Origin of the sequence: Citrobacter sp. CFNIH10 (genome assembly GCF_002934585.1) — a bacterium.
Classification (GTDB): Bacteria; Pseudomonadota; Gammaproteobacteria; order Enterobacterales; family Enterobacteriaceae; genus Citrobacter_A; species Citrobacter_A amalonaticus.
The window spans coordinates 1,557,485-1,574,874 of the sequence record NZ_CP026216.1 but is presented as its reverse complement, the minus strand read 5'-3'; the positions used below and the strand labels follow the sequence as shown (position 1 = coordinate 1,574,874).

The 17,390-nt window shown below is 54.4% G+C and carries 16 protein-coding genes; 9 read left to right on the top strand and 7 right to left on the bottom strand.

The features are described 5' to 3' along the window. Positions 1-120: 120 nt before the first annotated feature. Positions 121-1,026 carry a LysR family transcriptional regulator gene (locus tag C2U53_RS11020; protein ID WP_104445899.1) on the bottom strand — a complete coding sequence of 302 codons (906 nt, stop codon included), beginning with the start codon at positions 1,024-1,026 and terminating at the stop codon, positions 121-123. 87 nt (positions 1,027-1,113) lie between these two features. On the opposite strand from C2U53_RS11020, the gene C2U53_RS11015 reads away from it, so the two are divergent. Beyond that, positions 1,114-1,485 (top strand): carboxymuconolactone decarboxylase family protein, encoded by a 372-nt coding sequence (locus tag C2U53_RS11015; RefSeq protein ID WP_042998934.1) that lies wholly within the window; start codon positions 1,114-1,116, stop codon positions 1,483-1,485. A 91-nt stretch (positions 1,486-1,576) separates the two neighbouring features. On the opposite strand, the gene metL is transcribed toward C2U53_RS11015, so the two are convergent. Both metL and metB read right to left on the bottom strand, forming a co-directional pair. After that, the gene (gene metL, locus C2U53_RS11010) at positions 1,577-4,009 is read right to left on the bottom strand and encodes a bifunctional aspartate kinase/homoserine dehydrogenase II (RefSeq protein ID WP_046401646.1); all 2,433 of its coding nucleotides are present in this window, start codon (positions 4,007-4,009) and stop codon (positions 1,577-1,579) included. A gap of 2 nt (positions 4,010-4,011) precedes the next feature. After that, on the bottom strand, positions 4,012-5,172 hold the full coding sequence (metB, locus tag C2U53_RS11005; protein ID WP_044265209.1) for a cystathionine gamma-synthase: 1,161 nt from the start codon (positions 5,170-5,172) through the stop codon (positions 4,012-4,014). Between the two features lie 277 nt (positions 5,173-5,449). On the opposite strand from metB, the gene metJ reads away from it, so the two are divergent. Then, the gene (metJ, locus tag C2U53_RS11000; RefSeq protein WP_042325599.1) at positions 5,450-5,767 is read left to right on the top strand and encodes a met regulon transcriptional regulator MetJ; all 318 of its coding nucleotides are present in this window, start codon (positions 5,450-5,452) and stop codon (positions 5,765-5,767) included. A gap of 67 nt (positions 5,768-5,834) precedes the next feature. Here the strand turns inward: metJ and C2U53_RS10995 are convergent, their stop codons facing one another. From C2U53_RS10995 to rpmE, 3 genes are all read right to left on the bottom strand, one after another. Beyond that, the gene (locus C2U53_RS10995) at positions 5,835-7,367 is read right to left on the bottom strand and encodes an MFS transporter (protein ID WP_104445898.1); all 1,533 of its coding nucleotides are present in this window, start codon (positions 7,365-7,367) and stop codon (positions 5,835-5,837) included. Positions 7,368-7,456: 89 nt separating this feature from the next. Then, a complete protein-coding gene (locus C2U53_RS10990; RefSeq protein ID WP_044257475.1) occupies positions 7,457-8,137 on the bottom strand; it encodes an oligogalacturonate-specific porin KdgM family protein in 681 nt (226 codons plus the stop codon). Positions 8,138-8,483: 346 nt separating this feature from the next. Further along, positions 8,484-8,696, bottom strand: coding sequence for a 50S ribosomal protein L31 (rpmE, locus tag C2U53_RS10985; RefSeq protein WP_042325590.1), 213 nt, complete (start codon positions 8,694-8,696; stop codon positions 8,484-8,486). A gap of 202 nt (positions 8,697-8,898) precedes the next feature. Here rpmE and priA point away from each other — a divergent pair, with 202 nt between their 5' ends. From priA to rraA, 7 genes are all read left to right on the top strand, one after another. Further along, complete coding sequence (gene priA / locus C2U53_RS10980) at positions 8,899-11,100, top strand: primosomal protein N' (RefSeq protein ID WP_104445897.1); 2,202 nt, start codon at positions 8,899-8,901, stop codon at positions 11,098-11,100. 157 nt (positions 11,101-11,257) lie between these two features. Beyond that, positions 11,258-12,283, top strand: a complete 1,026-nt coding sequence (gene cytR / locus C2U53_RS10975; RefSeq protein WP_104445896.1) for a DNA-binding transcriptional regulator CytR — start codon at positions 11,258-11,260, stop codon at positions 12,281-12,283. An 85-nt stretch (positions 12,284-12,368) separates the two neighbouring features. Next, positions 12,369-13,349, top strand: coding sequence for a cell division protein FtsN (ftsN, locus tag C2U53_RS10970; RefSeq protein ID WP_042998927.1), 981 nt, complete (start codon positions 12,369-12,371; stop codon positions 13,347-13,349). A gap of 91 nt (positions 13,350-13,440) precedes the next feature. Further along, positions 13,441-13,971: an ATP-dependent protease subunit HslV gene (gene hslV / locus C2U53_RS10965; RefSeq protein ID WP_044257469.1), complete on the top strand. Its 531-nt coding sequence runs from the start codon at positions 13,441-13,443 to the stop codon at positions 13,969-13,971. Between the two features lie 9 nt (positions 13,972-13,980). Further along, positions 13,981-15,312 (top strand): HslU--HslV peptidase ATPase subunit, encoded by a 1,332-nt coding sequence (gene hslU, locus C2U53_RS10960; RefSeq protein ID WP_044257468.1) that lies wholly within the window; start codon positions 13,981-13,983, stop codon positions 15,310-15,312. Positions 15,313-15,378: 66 nt separating this feature from the next. Next, entirely contained in the window at positions 15,379-16,308 is a 930-nt protein-coding gene (menA, locus tag C2U53_RS10955) for a 1,4-dihydroxy-2-naphthoate polyprenyltransferase (RefSeq protein WP_042998925.1), read from the top strand. 92 nt (positions 16,309-16,400) lie between these two features. After that, positions 16,401-16,886 carry a ribonuclease E activity regulator RraA gene (gene rraA / locus C2U53_RS10950; RefSeq protein WP_042998924.1) on the top strand — a complete coding sequence of 162 codons (486 nt, stop codon included), beginning with the start codon at positions 16,401-16,403 and terminating at the stop codon, positions 16,884-16,886. Positions 16,887-17,102: 216 nt separating this feature from the next. On the opposite strand, the gene zapB is transcribed toward rraA, so the two are convergent. Then, positions 17,103-17,348 (bottom strand): septal ring assembly protein ZapB, encoded by a 246-nt coding sequence (zapB, locus tag C2U53_RS10945; protein WP_090050665.1) that lies wholly within the window; start codon positions 17,346-17,348, stop codon positions 17,103-17,105. Positions 17,349-17,390: the final 42 nt, after the last annotated feature.

The window sequence follows — 17,390 nt, the reverse complement described above, 5'->3', positions numbered from 1 at the left end:
TTGTGAACATCTATCCGTTTAGACGTCCAGATGTAAAAATGACGGAAAAGCACGATGACGTCAACTGAAAAATCATCGTTGATGGTGAGGAAAAGTCAGGGAAGATGAAAAAAATTCACGTTAGTGGGCTATACCAGCGGACAGCATCATGCTTTTCAGCCAATGTAAGCGGGCAGCGTTCTCCGGCAACATCGCCAGCCCCGCCTGAATGCTGAGTTCACCCTCGCTCAGTGGTCGAAAAACCACGCCCTGACGCTGAATAGCGGCAAAGGAAGCAGGGAATAAGCTCAGACCATCGCCATGGGCTATTCGCGCCAGCAGAACGTCATGCTCCAGCGGCTCTTCAAGACAGGCAGGAGCGTAACCCACACGCTGAAAGCGTGCCCGCGTAGCGTCAAAGAAGGCCGGATTTCGTTCCCGGCTAAACCAGAACAGCGGCCGGTGATTAAGTGCTTTCAGGGAGAGGGTGTCACTGCCAGCCTCTGACCAAATGGCAGGTAGCGCTGCGATGAGCGGCTCACGCCAGTCGAGCGGCGTGATGGTCAGTCCGGCGGTCTCCAGCGGCAACGCCACCACGGCAGCATCCAGTTTTCCGCGTCGCACCTGACGTATGAGATCGGGCGAGCCCTGGCGCACAAGGCGCAGGGTATCAACCCGGGTATTCAGTTGCGTTTCCAGCGCGGCGAAAACGCCCTGCTCAAATGCCGTCGTCAGCCCCAGACGCAACGACTGCACGCCGTCTGGCGCAAGCTGATTCAGGGCCGCATAGGTTTTATCCTGCTGTTCCAGCAGCGGACGCACGATCTCCAGCACGCGCAGCCCCTCATTCGTCAGCGTCAACCCTTTGGTATGACGGACAAACAGCGTCACCCCCAGACGTTCTTCAAGCTGGCGTATATGGCGGCTAAGCGGCGGTTGCGACATAAACAGTCGCAGGGCTGCCCGGCTCATGTTGTTCTCTTCCGCCACCACGGCAAAGTAACGCAGCAGGCGAATATCCAGAGAGTGCAGAAGCGGTGTTGTCATACCGAAAAGGTATCACGGAAACGGTATTATCCAAATCATTCCACCCACCCTATCCTCACGTCATCATTAACAGATGAGGAAGACACTATGCATTCAGAACGCTTTATCACCGGTCAGAACATGCTACAGCAGGTTGATGGCAAAGGCGGCGATGCCGTCGTCGAGAGCCTGAAGGACATCGCTCCCGACTTCGCTCGCTATCTGATTGAGTTTCCTTTTGGCGACATTTATTCCCGCCCCGGACTGGATTTACGCAGTCGGGAAATCGCCACCGTCGCCGCCTTAACCGCACTGGGCAACGCCGCACCGCAGTTGAAGGTTCACATTGCTGCCGCGCTGCATGTCGGGTTAACGCAGGAGGAGATTATTGAGGTCATGATGCAGATGGCAGTGTATGCCGGTTTCCCGGCGGCGCTGAACGGTCTGTTCGCCGCAAAAGAGGTGTTTGCTGGTCGGTAACACGCCGGACGGGATGCTGAAGCATCTTATCCGGCCTGAATTACGCCCGAACCATCGGCCGGATAAGCGCACAGCGCCATCCGGCAAAAAACTACAGCAGCTGCGCCAGACGGTTAATATCCGACTGAATCGCCCCGGCAGTGACGTCACGCCCGGCACCGGGCCCGCGGATCACTAACGGGTTATCGCGATACCAGCGGCTTTCGATAGCAAAGACGTTATCGCACGGCAGCAGCGCTGCCAGCGGATGCTCCGGGCGAACCGCTTCTACGCCAACACGCGCTTTGCCATTGGCATCGAAACGCGCCACATAGCGCAGTACCAGCCCCATTTCACGGGCCGCTTCCAGACGCTGCACCATCTGATCGTTCAGCTCATCGCCATTCTCAAAGAAGTGGTCGATTGAGCCTTCTTCACAATGCGCGGGAACCAGCGACTCAACGCGGACCTGATCCGGCTCGATGTCGTAGCCTGCTTCGCGTGCCAGAATCACCAGCTTGCGCATCACATCTTTACCCGACAGGTCAACGCGCGGATCCGGCTCCGTCAGTCCCTGTTGCCAGGCCTGATCCACCAGATCGGTAAACGGCACAGAGCCATCAAACTGCAGGAACAGCCAGGACAGCGTGCCGGAGAAGATCCCGCTGATCGACAGGATGGTGTCGCCGCTGTCGATCAGATCGCGCACGGTGTGGTTGATCGGCAACCCCGCACCCACGGTCGCGTTATACAGCCAGTGGCGCCCGGTCTTATCAAACGCGTCGTGGATCTGGCGATACTTATTGCTGGTGCTCGCCCCAGCCAGCTTGTTGGCGCTGATGACGTGAAAACCGTGGCTGGCAAAGTCGAGATACTGATCCGCCAGCTGTTCGCTCGCGGTCACATCCAGCACCACCAGATCGTCATACGGGTGCGCGCGCATCCACAGGAACAGCGACTCTTCATCCTGTTCAATGGCTTCATCATTGAAGAACGCCAGCGCCCGGCTGGCGTCCAGCCCTTCGTAGTTCAGCAGGCTGCGACGGCTATCCACCACCCCGGCCAGCACAAATTCAAATCCGGTACGCGCCGAGAGCGTGCTCTGCTCGCGGGCAAACAGCTCAAGCCAGCGGGAGCCGATGTTGCCCTTGCCGAAAAGCACCAGGCCGATGCGTTTTTCAGCGCGGAAAATGGACTGATGCAGACCCTGAATCAGGCTCTCCGTTGGGCCGGTACGCAGTACGGCCACCAGGCTGATGCCCTCTTCCGACTGCCAGGTAAATTCTACCGGCTGTCCTTTCAACTGTTGCCAGAAACGATGGCAGTGCAGCGGGTTACGGGTGACGCCTGCGCCCACCATTGCCACCAGCGCCAGCCCCTGACGCAATCGCAGTTCACCCGGCAGACCGGCTTCATCGAGGATTCGCAAGGCGCTGTCGGCCACTTCCGAGGTATAGCAGAACTGCAGCAGATGACGATCGGTATGGACGCCAACGGCCAGCGGACGCACCTGTGCACGCTTGAGGACCTGATCGATATCTTTATGCGCCTGCTTAAAGTCCTGGCTGGCGGGCACCTGAAATTCAATCAGGCAGACGTCATCATGGCTGGTCACGATACGCGCACCGGTCCCGGAAGCTAATACACGCTCAATGCGCGTGGAGCCTTGATCTGGCGTATAACTACAGCGCAACTGGAGATCGATATCGCTGCCAGAAACCGGCTGCAGCGTGCGGGCGTGCAGAACCGGCGCCGCCAGACGCGCCAGCTCGCTGGCTTCATCCAGACGCAGCAGCGGCAGCAGGCAGGCATCTTTGACTTTACGCGGGTCAGCGCTGTAAACCCCGGCCACGTCACTCCAGATGGTAACGCGGGAAACGCCCGCCAGCGCGCCAATCTGCGTGGCGGAGTAGTCAGAACCATTACGGCCCAGCAGCACTGTTTCACCCGCATTACTACGACTGATAAAACCGGTCACGACCAGACGTTTCTGCGGATGCTGGATCAGCAGTTGCTGTAATAACGGATAAGAAAGCCCTTCATCCACCTGCGGTTGCGCAGCGCGCTCAGCGCGTAAGAATTCACGCGCATCCAGCCAGGCCGACTCCATGCCCTGCTGATTGAGCACAGCCGACATCAGACGCGCTGACCATACTTCACCGTGGCCCACGACTTCCGCATAAACGGCGTCATTCACGCCGCTGTCCAGCAGATTGGCCAGACGTTCCAGATCGCTGATAAACAGGCTGGTTAATGCCTCCGCCACGTCGGCGGGAAGCAAGCCGCTAATCAGTTCACACTGATAGCGTCGCAGGGTCTGTTGTACCTGATGCGCAGAGAGGCGATCGGTCTGACTTAATTTCAGCCAACTGATCAGTTGGTTGGTCGTACTGCCCGCAGCGGAAACCACCATCATGTCGTCAGGCTGTGAGTATTCCGCCATGATGCCCGCGACGCGCAGATAACACTTCACGTCAGCCAGACTACTACCACCAAATTTGTGCAGTTGACGACCCTTCGCCCCTGCCTGCGCAATCACACTCATGTTTACCCCTTGTTTGCAGCCCGGAAGCCATTTTCCAGGTCGGCAATTAAATCTTCGCCATCTTCAATACCCGTGGAGATGCGCAGCAGCGTCTCGGAGATCCCGGCGGCCGCACGCGCTTCTGGCGCCATGCCAGCATGCGTCATCGTTGCGGCGTGAGAGATTAAGCTTTCCACTCCCCCTAAAGATTCCGCCAGCGTAAACAACGACAGCCCACTCAGGAAACGACGCAGCGTCTGCTCATCGCCATCCAGTTCAAAACTCAACATTGCGCCAAAGCCTTTCTGCTGACGCGCGGCAATGTCATGCCCCTGATTTTCTGGCAGCGACGGGTGATACAGCTTTTTCACCAGCGGCTGGGTTTGCAGGTAATCGACGATCGCCTGTGCATTACGCTGCGCCACTTCCATGCGCGGCGACAGCGTACGCAGCCCGCGCAGCAGCAGGTAGCTGTCAAACGCGCTGCCGGTCACGCCGATATTATTCGCCCACCAGGCCAGTTCGGTGACGATTTCCGGATCTTTGGCTATCACCACGCCCGCCACGACGTCAGAGTGACCATTCAGATATTTCGTGCATGAATGCAACACCAGATCGGCGCCCAATGCCAGCGGATTTTGCAGCGCCGGGCTTAAAAAAGTGTTATCGACAACGCTGACGGCCCCGGCTTCACGTGCCAGTTGACAGATTTTCGCAATATCCACCACGCGTAATAGCGGATTACTCGGACTTTCTACCAGCACCAGTTTAGGTTTTTCTGCCAGCGCTGCCTGCAACGCCTGCTCATCTCCCTGATCGACAAAGCGCACGCGATAGCATCCGCGCTTCGCCAGGCTGTCAAACAGGCGGTAGCTGCCGCCGTAGCAGTCATGTGGCGCAACCAGCAGATCTCCGGGCTTCAGGAACACGGTCGTCACCAGATGAATCGCCGACATACCGGTATTGGTCAGTACCGCACCCGCACCGCCTTCCAGTTCGGCCAGCGCACGCTGGACCACATCGCGCGTCGGGTTACCGCGACGGGAGTAGTCATGGGCGCGCGGCTCATTAAAACCGGTAAAATTATAGGTACTGGAAAGGTGAATCGGCGGAACGACGCAACCGTACTGTTCGTCGTCATTTAACCCGCTACGCACTGCGATGGTGGCCTGTTTACGCGTCATGTTAGGGTGTTCCTGAGCTGAGTCGATGAAAAGTCAGGTCCCAGAGTAAACAGGTTAACAATAGACGTCAATACATCTGGACATCTAAACTTCTTTGCGTATAGATTGAGCAAACCGGAAATAGCCGTTAAAATTATCTGCATTAGCGCACAACTACAGGTGCTTAATCCGTGTCACGGTATCGCCTGTACGGTAAACTATGCGGAATTACGGTGAGTAACCATACGAGAAGTGCGGTCTTACCCCATATTAATGACGAAGAGGATTAAGGTATCTCATGGCTGAATGGAGCGGCGAATATATCAGCCCATACGCTGAGCACGGTAAGAAGAGTGAGCAAGTAAAGAAAATTACGGTTTCCATTCCTCTGAAGGTGTTAAAAATCCTCACCGATGAACGCACGCGTCGTCAGGTGAACAACCTGCGTCACGCCACCAACAGCGAGCTGCTGTGTGAAGCGTTTCTGCATGCTTTTACCGGACAACCCCTGCCAAACGATGCAGACCTGCGCAAAGAGCGTAGCGATGAAATCCCGGAAGCGGCGAAAGAAATTATGCGCGAACTGGGCATCGACCCGGAGACGTGGGAATATTGATGCAGAAAAGAGCAGAAGCCACGCTTCTGCTCTTTTTCATGGTGATTATCGGTTTGGCTCTCTCGGATCAGGCTGGCTGATGGTACTGCGCCTTCTGCCGGTTTACATAACCAATCGTATTGTTTCCCCACAGCTGTTCGTACGGCATACCAGCCAGCATCTCCACGATCTGGCGCGCCTGAGGTGTGATCGCGTCCGGGGTAACCCCTCCGGCCTGACGCATTTTCAGTGTCTCTTCGCGCAGTACTTTGTGCGTTTTCAGGTTTAATCGAAAACGCAGTGAAACCAGGAATCCCATGCAGAGCACCGCCACCGTACCGAAACTCAGAATCAGCATGATGGTATGGCTGACACCCGGCACCTGAGTGGCCTGTCCTGAGACAAAACCGGAATACTGCATCACAATGCCGACCAACATTACGGCACCGGCCTGAGACGCTTTGCGAGTCAGGGTCATGATGCCCGCAAATATCCCCTCGCGACGCTGTCCTGTGATGACCTCATCCACATCCGCAATATAGGTATAAATGTTCCACGGGATATAATTGATGCCGCCGCGCCCCAGACCGGCCACCGCGGAAATCAGCAGCAACAGCGCCGAATTGTCGCTCATCCCGCTATAGTACAGTGCGGAGTATGACAGCGCGCCCAGACCAAACAGCAGCACCACCACACGATACGACGGCGCCGGGCCAAAACGGATACACAGCGGGATCATCGCCATCACAGCGATAAACTGCAGGATCGCCATCGTCCCCATGAGATTGGACGCCAGCGTTGGGCTTTGCATCAGCACGAACACCACGTAATAGGTAAACACGGCGTTGAAAACGTCCTGCGCAATATAGCCGCCGAGATACATCCCGAGATGCAGACGAAAAATTCGAATGCGAAACGTTGAGCTCAGCTCAATCACCAGGCGATGCAGACTCTGCCCCAGAGTCAGCTTTTGCGCCTGCACCGCCAGCTCTTCCGCACTACGTTCACGTTCCCAGGTAAAGATCCAGACGAAAGTCAGCACCACGGCACACATAATGGCGAACACCAGGCTGGCGTAAAAGAAGGAGATGGCATTGTCCTTACCAAAATGGTTCAGCAAAATACCGGGTAAAAAAGCCGCCAGGATCGCTGACAGTTGCGCCATCGCGATACGCGCCCCGGAAAACTTCGTTTTCTGCCTGAAGTCGTCGGTCATTTCCGGAACCAGCGTTTCATAAGGCACCAAAATCATGGTGTAGACCACGTCGAACAACAGATAGGCGGCCAGATAATACCAGTAGCTCATTCCCTCCATCCACATCAGGCTATAGGAGAAAACGCAGGGAATACCCAGTAAAATAAAGAACTTCCGTCGACCAAATCGTTTTCCCAACCACGTATTGCCAAAGCTATCCGTCAGATATCCCATCAGCGGACTGACCACCGCATCCAAAATTCTCGCCATCGCAAAAATAAACGTCGCCTCTATTGGTGTTAATCCGCAAAAGGTAGTGAAAAAATATAATAACCATGCCGCAGTCAGCGCGGTTGTCCCTGCGCCAAGACAATCACCTGAGCCATAGGCGAGGTAATTCACAAGACCTATTTTTCGCTTATTCATCTGGATTCCCTGATTATTAAGCATGAAGTACGCGCGGCAAAAAAATACGCTTACCGCACAGGAATATGTCATAGAGAAGAATTTATAAATCAGAAAGTATAACCAATACCAATACGATAACGTGTCTGACGATCGTCGGTTGTCGCTGTATTATAGCCGGAAGAGACGTTACCCACTTCAGCAAAAGGAATCCAGGAACCTATTTTATAGGCAACGCGAAAGTTAAGTTCATAGTCTTCTTTTTTATTATTATATAAATCTTCACTGTCTGCGATTTTATAAATACCGTTCAGTTCAAACATCCAGTCATGAAGGTTATAGCCCAACCAGGCCTCCGGGCGATAAACCATTCGATCATCTCTGACTTCTGAATTGCGACGAGTATACTCAAAACGATAGCGGAATGCCGTCCACCAGCTATCATTGATATTATATTGCACACGCAAGTACGGCTTATAGATTGCCTGACCTTCATCTGTTTCTATCGCCAGTCCCGGTTGCCAGACAAGGTCTTGCCAGGTGAACTGGTAACTGGCCGTGTACTCGTTACCGTTCGTCTCCATGTTATTAACCGGATGTTTTGGATCCGAATCATCAGAGCGCGAAATCGCTTCTACCGCAACGCCAAATCCACTGGCAAAACGATGGGACATATAAACACGGTCATAGTTACGTCCGTCGTCATAATATTCATGACGATAATCTACGTAGCCAGCATGAGCGGCTCCAGATAATATTGGAATAAGTAATAACGCATATCCACGCTTCATAGCAATCCCTCTCAATAGAATACATCAAAAACAATCTGACCTTATCAACATCACAACGATAAAAATGCAATGATGAAAACAAGGATAATTTTATATTACGAAGTGAAGTTTATTTAAGTGGGAAAGTTAAAACCTTTTAAATTTTTCCAGCAAATAAAAATCATGGCAAAAAAAGGAAGATAAGAGAGACAGACATCACCAACAGAAACAATTTATCGATAAATTAAAAACAACATTTCAATTTGCTATGGCGTTATTTATTCAAGACATTAATGATATATATGGAACAGATAAATTTCAGAGACAAAAAAAGCGCCAGTCGGCGCTTTTTTTTGACAGCTGAAACTTATTTGCTGCCCGGGATGTTGAAGCGCTTGTTGAAGCGGTCAACACGGCCACCGGTTGCAACGTCACGCTGTTTGCCAGTGTAGAACGGGTGGCATTTACCGCACACGTCCAGGTTCAGATCGTGACCAACGGTAGAGCGGATTTTCATGACGTTACCGCAAGAACAGGTAGCAGTAATTTCTTCGTATTTCGGGTGAATATCTTTTTTCATGGGAAACCTCAGTTTAAGGCCGCGTCGCTCTTCCAGCCCTAACGCCAGACACCACGCGATGTTGATAGTATAGTTTGACACAATCAATTTGCATCAAAGGCGGCGAATCATACAGAAATTAGCCCACTCATGCAAACTGATTCGCTCGTCACCCACGACTAATGTGTATACTAACCCGCCAGATTTCAAGTCAGGACGATTTATGCCCGTAGCGCGCGTTGCCTTACCCGTTCCGCTTCCCCGCACCTTTGACTATCTTCTGCCGGAAGGCATGAGCAGCGTCAAGGCAGGATGTCGCGTGCGCGTGCCGTTTGGCAAACAGCAAGAGCGCGTCGGGATCGTGGTTTCGGTCAGCGACAAAAGCGAGCTGCCGCTGAATGAACTGAAAGCGATCGTTGACGTGCTGGATGATGAACCGCTCTTTTCGACCTCTGTCTGGCGTCTGCTGATCTGGGCGGCGGATTATTATCATCATCCCATCGGCGATGTGCTGTTCCACGCTCTGCCTATTCTGTTGCGTCAGGGGAAACCAGCTACCAACGCGCCTATGTGGTACTGGTTTGCCACCGAAGAGGGCCAGGTGGTTGATCTCAATAGCCTGAAGCGTTCCCCCAAACAGCAGCAGGCACTGGCTGCGTTACGGCAGGGGAAAATCTGGCGCGATCAGGTGACTGCTCTCGAATTCAACGATGCCGCGCTTCAGGCGCTGCGTAAAAAAGGCTTGTGCGAACTGGCGAGCGAAACGCCTGGTTTTAGCGACTGGCGCACAAATTACGCGGTCTGCGGCGAACGTCTGCGCCTGAACACCGAACAGGCCACCGCCGTTGGCGCCATTCACAGTGCGTCAGACAGTTTCTCCGCCTGGCTGCTGGCCGGGGTGACAGGCTCAGGTAAAACCGAAGTTTACCTGAGCGTACTGGAAAACGTCCTCGCGCAGGGTAAACAGGCGCTGGTAATGGTGCCGGAAATTGGCCTGACGCCGCAAACCATCGCCCGCTTTCGCGAACGTTTCAACGCGCCGGTGGAAGTGCTGCACTCCGCTCTCAACGACAGCGAACGCCTCTCTGCCTGGCTGAAGGCGAAAAACGGCGAAGCCGCGATCGTCATTGGCACCCGTTCCTCCTTATTTACACCGTTTAAAAATCTTGGCGTGATCGTGATCGATGAAGAACACGACAGTTCCTATAAACAGCAGGAAGGCTGGCGCTACCATGCCCGCGATCTGGCGGTCTGGCGCGCCCATAGTGAACGCATCCCGATTATCCTCGGTTCGGCAACGCCGGCGCTTGAGACGCTTTGCAATGTCAGGCAGAAAAAATACCGCATGCTGCGCCTGACGCGTCGTGCCGGAAACGCACGCCCCGCCATTCAGCATGTACTCGATTTAAAAGGTCAACAGGTACAGGCAGGCCTGGCACCGGCGTTAATCGCCCGTATGCGCCAGCATTTACAGGCCGATAACCAGGTAATTTTATTCCTCAACCGCCGGGGTTTTGCGCCTGCGTTGCTTTGCCACGACTGCGGCTGGATTGCAGAGTGTCCGCGTTGCGATCACTACTACACCCTGCACCAGGCGCAGCACCACTTGCGCTGCCACCACTGCGACAGTCAGCGCCCGGTGCCGCGTCAGTGCCCCTCCTGCGGCTCCACGCATATGGTGCCGGTCGGGTTAGGCACCGAGCAGCTTGAACAAGCCTTAGCCCCCTTCTTTCCCGGCGTGCCGATTTCCCGCATTGACCGCGACACCACCAGCCGAAAAGGATCGCTTGAGCAACATCTGGCGGAAGTCCATCGCGGCGGCGCAAGGATCCTGATCGGCACCCAGATGCTGGCAAAAGGTCACCACTTCCCTGATGTGACGCTGGTTGCGCTGCTGGATGTGGATGGCGCGTTGTTCTCCGCAGACTTCCGCTCGGCGGAGCGCTTTGCCCAACTTTATACTCAGGTGTCCGGACGCGCAGGACGCGCAGGCAAACAGGGGGAAGTGGTTTTGCAGACTCACCATCCGGAACATCCGCTGCTGCAAACCTTGTTGCATAAAGGCTATGACGCGTTTGCCGAACAGGCGCTGGCCGAACGCCAAACGATGCAACTGCCGCCGTGGACCAGCCACGTCATCGTGCGTGCTGAAGATCATAATAATCAGCAGGCTTCACTGTTTTTGCAGCAGTTGCGTAATCTGATCCAGGCCAGCCCGCTGGCAGATGACAAGCTCTGGGTGTTAGGCCCCGTTCCGGCGCTGGCGCCGAAGCGCGGCGGACGCTATCGCTGGCAGATTTTATTGCAACATCCATCACGAATTCGTTTGCAACATATCGTCAGCGGAACGCTCGCGCTCATCAATACCTTACCGGATTCACGCAAGGTGAAATGGGTACTGGATGTCGATCCTATTGAGGGATAATCCCCTCACGATGCGAGGCGGATCGTAAAATTTAACACCCATCACACTTTTTATGAAAATTCTGTAACCGTTTCCATTCGCTATCTGATAAAAATGTTTCCGATGTGAATTTAAACAGGGATTGTGCTGCGCCGGATTTCCCAGGCGAGGAGAAAGAGTGAAACCGAATAAGCAGGTTGCTGCCGCTACAATGAAAGATGTTGCCATGAAGGCGAAAGTCTCAACGGCAACCGTGTCTCGCGCGCTAATGAACCCGGATAAAGTCTCTCAGTCCACCCGAAACCGGGTTGAACAGGCAGCTGTAGAGGTCGGGTATTTACCGCAGGCGGCGGGACGCAACGTTAAACGTAATGAATCGCGAACCATCCTGGTGATTGTTCCGGATATTTGCGATCCCTTCTTTAGCGAACTGATCCGTGGTATCGAGGTCACCGCCGCCAGTCATGGCTATCTGGTGCTGATCGGCGATTGTGCGCATCAGAACCAGCAGGAAAAAACCTTCGTCAATTTGATCATCACCAAGCAAATTGATGGCATGCTGCTGCTGGGCTCTCGTCTGCCGTTTGACGCCAGTATTGAAGAGCCGCGCAATCTGCCGCCGATGGTGATGGCGAACGAGTTTGCGCCGGAACTGGAACTGCCTACCGTCCATATCGATAACCTGACCGCCGCCTTCAATGCCGTGAACTACCTGCATGAGCTGGGACATCAGCGCATTGGCTGTATTGCCGGGCCGGAAGAAATGCCGCTGTGTCATTACCGCTTGCAGGGCTACGTGCAGGCGCTGCGTCGTTGCGGTATTACCGTTGATCCGCACTATATCGCCCGTGGGGATTTTACCTACGAAGCTGGCGGCAATGCGCTTAAACAACTGTTCGACTTGCCGCAACCACCGACAGCGGTATTCTGTCATAGCGATGTCATGGCGCTTGGCGCCCTCTCATGGGCCAAACGCCAGGGCATAAAAGTCCCGCAAGATTTGTCGATCATTGGATTCGATAACATCGCGCTGGCAGAATTCTGTGATCCGCCGCTGACCACCGTTGCGCAACCGCGTTTCGAAATTGGTCGCGAAGCGATGCTGTTGCTGCTTGACCAAATTCAGGGGCAAAATGTCAACAGCGGCTCGCGTTTAATGGATTGTGAGTTAATCCTTCGGGGTACGACGCGCGCCTTAACGTAAACCTTTCAGACACCGTGTCTGGTCAAAGGCCCGCCGCTTAAGTAACATGGCGGGCTGACGAACGAATCAATACAGCGAAACGATAGTGGCACAACGAGATTATGTACGTCGCGGCCAACCGGCACCTTCGCGGCGCAAAAAGAGCACCTCACGGAAAAAGCAACGCAACACGTCTGCGGTATCGCCCGCAATGGTCGCCATTGCCGCCGCCGTGCTTGTGGCCTTTATCGGTGGTCTGTACTTCATTACGCATCATAAAAAAGAAGAATCCGAAACGTTGCAGGGTCAGAAAGTGACCGGCAACGGGCTGCCGCCAAAGCCGGAAGAGCGCTGGCGCTATATTAAAGAGCTGGAAAGCCGTCAGCCAGGCGTACGTGCGCCCACAGAACCGTCAGCCGGTGGTGAAGTCATGAAGCCGGATCAACTGACTGAAGAACAGCGCCAGTTACTTGCGCAAATGCAGGCAGACATGCGCCAGCAACCGACGCAGCTCAACGAAGTGCCGTGGAACGAGCAGACACCGGCACAACGTCAGCAAACGTTACAGCGCCAGGCTCAGCAACGTCAGGTTGAGCAACAGCAGCAGTGGAACAGCACGCCGCCGGTTCAACAGCCGCGTACGCAGCCACAGACGCAAACGCGTACTGCGCAAACGGCGCCAGTGCAGCAGCCGTCGAAGCCTGCCACGCAGACGCAGAAACCCGCTGCGACGTCGCAACCGTACCAGGATCTGCTGCAGACCCCGGCGCACACCACGGCATCGCAGCCAAAAACACAGCCAGCCGCACCGGTTGAGCGCGTGCCAGAGGCACCGAAGCCGACAACAGAGAAGAAAGACGAACGTCGCTGGATGGTACAATGTGGTTCGTTTAAAGGCGCTGAACAGGCAGAAACCGTGCGTGCACAGTTAGCTTTCGAAGGCTTTGACTCCAAAATCACCACCAATAATGGCTGGAACCGCGTGGTCATCGGGCCGGTGAAAGGCAAAGAGAATGCCGACAGCACCATTAGCCGTCTGAAGATGGCAGGTCACACAAACTGTATTCGACTCGCCTCCGGGGGTTGAAACACCCAAAATCTCCCCCATCTATACTTGCATTACGCCCCGCACACCGTGCGGGGCTTGTATTCTGCATTTGTAACCAAGGGGTCTGCTCGTGACAACAATAGTAAGCGTACGCCGTAACGGCCAGGTGGTTATCGCCGGTGATGGTCAGGCCACACTGGGTAACACCGTCATGAAAGGCAACGTGAAGAAAGTGCGTCGTCTGTACAACGACAAAGTCATTGCTGGCTTTGCGGGCGGTACGGCGGATGCGTTCACGCTGTTCGAACTGTTTGAGCGCAAGCTGGAAATGCATCAGGGACATCTGGTTAAAGCCGCCGTTGAGCTGGCGAAAGACTGGCGTACCGATCGCATGCTGCGCAAACTTGAAGCGCTGTTGGCGGTCGCGGATGAAACCGCCTCCCTCATCATCACCGGTAACGGTGACGTCGTGCAGCCGGAAAACGATCTGATTGCCATCGGCTCCGGCGGTCCCTACGCCCAGGCTGCGGCACGTGCTCTGCTGGAAAACACCGAGCTCGGCGCTCGCGACATTGCTGAAAAAGCGTTGGATATTGCAGGTGATATCTGCATTTACACCAACCATTTCCATACCATTGAAGAATTACCGTCTAAAGCGTAAGGATCTCCCATGTCTGAAATGACCCCACGCGAAATCGTCAGCGAACTGAACAAGCACATCATCGGCCAGGATAACGCCAAGCGTTCCGTGGCGATTGCACTGCGTAACCGCTGGCGCCGCATGCAGCTCGACGAAGAGCTGCGCCATGAAGTTACACCGAAAAACATTCTGATGATCGGCCCAACCGGTGTCGGTAAAACCGAAATCGCCCGTCGTCTGGCAAAGCTTGCCAACGCGCCGTTCATTAAAGTGGAAGCAACAAAATTCACCGAAGTGGGTTATGTCGGTAAAGAAGTCGACTCTATCATCCGCGATCTGACCGATGCCGCCATTAAAATGGTTCGCGTCCAGGCGATCGAAAAGAACCGCTATCGTGCGGAAGAGATGGCAGAAGAGCGCATTCTTGATGTGCTGATCCCACCGGCGAAAAATAACTGGGGCCAGGCGGAGCAACAGTCTGAACCGTCCGCTGCGCGTCAGGCGTTCCGTAAAAAACTGCGTGAAGGCCAGCTCGACGATAAAGAAATCGAGATCGATCTTGCCGCCGCACCGATGGGCGTGGAAATCATGGCGCCTCCGGGAATGGAAGAGATGACCAGCCAACTGCAGTCCATGTTCCAGAACCTGGGTGGACAGAAGCAGAAAGCGCGTAAGCTGAAAATCAAAGACGCGATGAAGCTGCTGATTGAAGAAGAAGCGGCCAAACTGGTGAACCCGGAAGAGCTGAAACAGGAAGCTATCGACGCCGTTGAGCAGCATGGGATCGTGTTTATCGACGAAATCGACAAAATCTGTAAGCGCGGCGAATCCTCGGGTCCGGACGTGTCCCGTGAAGGCGTACAGCGCGACCTGCTGCCGCTGGTTGAAGGCTGCACCGTCTCGACCAAACACGGTATGGTCAAAACCGACCACATTTTGTTTATCGCCTCTGGCGCATTCCAGGTGGCAAAACCGTCCGATCTGATCCCGGAACTGCAGGGTCGTCTGCCGATTCGCGTAGAGCTGCAGGCGCTGACTACCAGCGACTTCGAACGTATTCTGACGGAACCTAACGCTTCTGTTACCGTGCAGTACAAAGCGCTAATGGCGACCGAAGGCGTCAACATTGAGTTTACGGAATCCGGTATCAAGCGTATTGCTGAAGCAGCATGGCAGGTTAACGAGACCACCGAAAACATCGGTGCCCGTCGTCTGCACACCGTTCTGGAGCGTCTGATGGAAGATATTTCCTATGATGCGAGCGATTTGAACGGTCAAAGCATAACAATTGATGCGGATTATGTGAGCAAACATCTGGATGCGCTGGTCGCAGATGAAGATCTGAGCCGTTTTATCCTATAATCGCGTTCACTGCATTTTCATCATTGTTGATGGGGCTGAAAGGCCCCATTTTTATTGGCGCTAAATATGACTGAACAACAACAAATTAGCCGCTCCCAGGCCTGGCTGGAAAGTTTACGACCCAAGACTCTACCGCTCGCCTTCGCGGCGATCATCGTCGGTACTGCCCTGGCATGGTGGCAGGGATATTTTGATCCGCTGGTCGCCTTGCTGGCGCTCATTACGGCAGGGCTTCTGCAAATCCTGTCAAATCTCGCCAACGACTATGGTGATGCCGTTAAAGGCAGCGATAAGCCGGATCGCATTGGGCCGCTGCGTGGGATGCAAAAAGGGGTGATCACCCAACAGGAGATGAAGCGCGCGCTGATCATCACCGTGGTACTCATTTGCGTGTCCGGTCTGTCGCTGGTTGCGGTGGCATGCCGCACGCCGGCGGATTTTGTCGGCTTCCTGGTGCTTGGCGTACTGTCGATCATTGCCGCCATCACCTATACCGTGGGCAATCGTCCTTATGGCTATATCGGTCTGGGCGATATTTCCGTGCTGGTCTTCTTTGGCTGGTTGAGCGTGATGGGGAGTTGGTATCTGCAGGCGCATACACTGATCCCGGCGTTAATCCTTCCAGCTACCGCCTGCGGTCTGCTGGCCACCGCCGTGCTTAACATCAATAATCTGCGCGATATCAACAGTGACCGGGAAAACGGCAAGAACACGCTGGTTGTCCGCCTCGGCGCCGTAAATGCCCGTCGTTACCACGCTTGCTTGCTGATAGGCACGCTGATCTGCCTGGCGCTGTTTAACCTGCTTTCGCTGCAAAGTCCGTGGGGTTGGTTGTTCCTGCTGGCCGCACCGGTACTGGTAAAACAGGCGCGTTACGTGATGCGCCAGATGGAACCAGCAGCGATGCGCCCAATGCTTGAACGTACGGTAAAAGCCGCGTTGCTGACTAACCTGCTGTTTGTTGTCGGGATTTTCTTAAGTCAGTGGGCAAGATAACTGACAAATATCAATTAACAATTGATGATTTTGCCAACAGTACGCATAGCGCGATATACTAAAAATTCTCGCAGCAACTGAACGTTAAGCCTATGAAATACGATACTTCCGAGCTTTGTGACATCTATCAAGAAGATGTCAACGTCGTGGAACCACTGTTCTCTAACTTTGGAGGACGGTCGTCGTTTGGCGGACAAATCGTCACGGTGAAATGTTTCGAGGACAACGGGTTGCTGTACGATCTGCTCGAACAAAATGGCCGTGGTCGCATTCTGCTGGTCGATGGCGGCGGTTCTGTCCGTCGTGCGCTGGTCGACGCCGAACTGGCGCGTCTGGCTGTACAAAATGAATGGGAAGGTCTGGTCATCTACGGCGCGGTGCGTCAGGTAGACGATCTGGAAGAGCTGGACATCGGCATTCAGGCGATTGCCGCGATTCCGGTAGGTGCAGCAGGCGAAGGGATTGGGGAAAGCGATGTCCGCGTCAATTTCGGCGGCGTGACCTTCTTCTCCGGCGACCATCTGTACGCCGATAACACCGGAATCATCCTCTCCGAAGACCCGCTCGATATCGAGTGATCGAAAAAGGCACCGTAAGGTGCCTTTTTTATTGGTTATCGCGGGGTACTGGATGGCGGCTTGCGCCTTATCCGGCCTACAAGCTACTTGCTCAGGAATCCTCTAAAGATTTCGCGTTAGGGCAAGGCGGCAAGCGAATGAATCCCCAGGAGTAAACTACGTGACCGGGGTGAATACGCGCAGCCAACGCCGCCATAACGTGAAAGATGACGAGGATTAGACTTCTTCCATGCGGCCCAGCAATGCCTGCAAACGATCCTGCCAGCCATTCTGCTGTTCTTTCAGAGACTGATTTTCGCGCTCGAGCTCTTCACGGCTGTGCTGGGCAGATTGCACTTCCTGCGCCAGCGAGCTGTTCTTCTCTTTCAGCTCTTCAATTTCCATCTGCAACAAGGTGATGGTATCAATCGCCTGCTGTACTTTTGCTTCCAGTTTCTCAAACACTTCTAAAGACATGGTCATACTCTCCTGAATTGCAAGGCGACGCTTCACGTGAACGCGCAC

What these genes read in the sequence shown, in the direction of transcription:
- C2U53_RS11020 (WP_104445899.1), bottom strand. Translation starts at nt 1,026, where the DNA reads ATGACAACACCGCTTCTGCACTCTCTGGATATTCGCCTGCTGCGTTAC.
- C2U53_RS11015 (WP_042998934.1), top strand. Translation starts at nt 1,114, where the DNA reads ATGCATTCAGAACGCTTTATCACCGGTCAGAACATGCTACAGCAGGTT.
- metL (WP_046401646.1), bottom strand. Translation starts at nt 4,009, where the DNA reads ATGAGTGTGATTGCGCAGGCAGGGGCGAAGGGTCGTCAACTGCACAAA.
- metB (WP_044265209.1), bottom strand. Translation starts at nt 5,172, where the DNA reads ATGACGCGTAAACAGGCCACCATCGCAGTGCGTAGCGGGTTAAATGAC.
- metJ (WP_042325599.1), top strand. Translation starts at nt 5,450, where the DNA reads ATGGCTGAATGGAGCGGCGAATATATCAGCCCATACGCTGAGCACGGT.
- C2U53_RS10995 (WP_104445898.1), bottom strand. Translation starts at nt 7,367, where the DNA reads ATGAATAAGCGAAAAATAGGTCTTGTGAATTACCTCGCCTATGGCTCA.
- C2U53_RS10990 (WP_044257475.1), bottom strand. Translation starts at nt 8,137, where the DNA reads ATGAAGCGTGGATATGCGTTATTACTTATTCCAATATTATCTGGAGCC.
- rpmE (WP_042325590.1), bottom strand. Translation starts at nt 8,696, where the DNA reads ATGAAAAAAGATATTCACCCGAAATACGAAGAAATTACTGCTACCTGT.
- priA (WP_104445897.1), top strand. Translation starts at nt 8,899, where the DNA reads ATGCCCGTAGCGCGCGTTGCCTTACCCGTTCCGCTTCCCCGCACCTTT.
- hslU (WP_044257468.1), top strand. Translation starts at nt 13,981, where the DNA reads ATGTCTGAAATGACCCCACGCGAAATCGTCAGCGAACTGAACAAGCAC.
- menA (WP_042998925.1), top strand. Translation starts at nt 15,379, where the DNA reads ATGACTGAACAACAACAAATTAGCCGCTCCCAGGCCTGGCTGGAAAGT.
- rraA (WP_042998924.1), top strand. Translation starts at nt 16,401, where the DNA reads ATGAAATACGATACTTCCGAGCTTTGTGACATCTATCAAGAAGATGTC.
- zapB (WP_090050665.1), bottom strand. Translation starts at nt 17,348, where the DNA reads ATGACCATGTCTTTAGAAGTGTTTGAGAAACTGGAAGCAAAAGTACAG.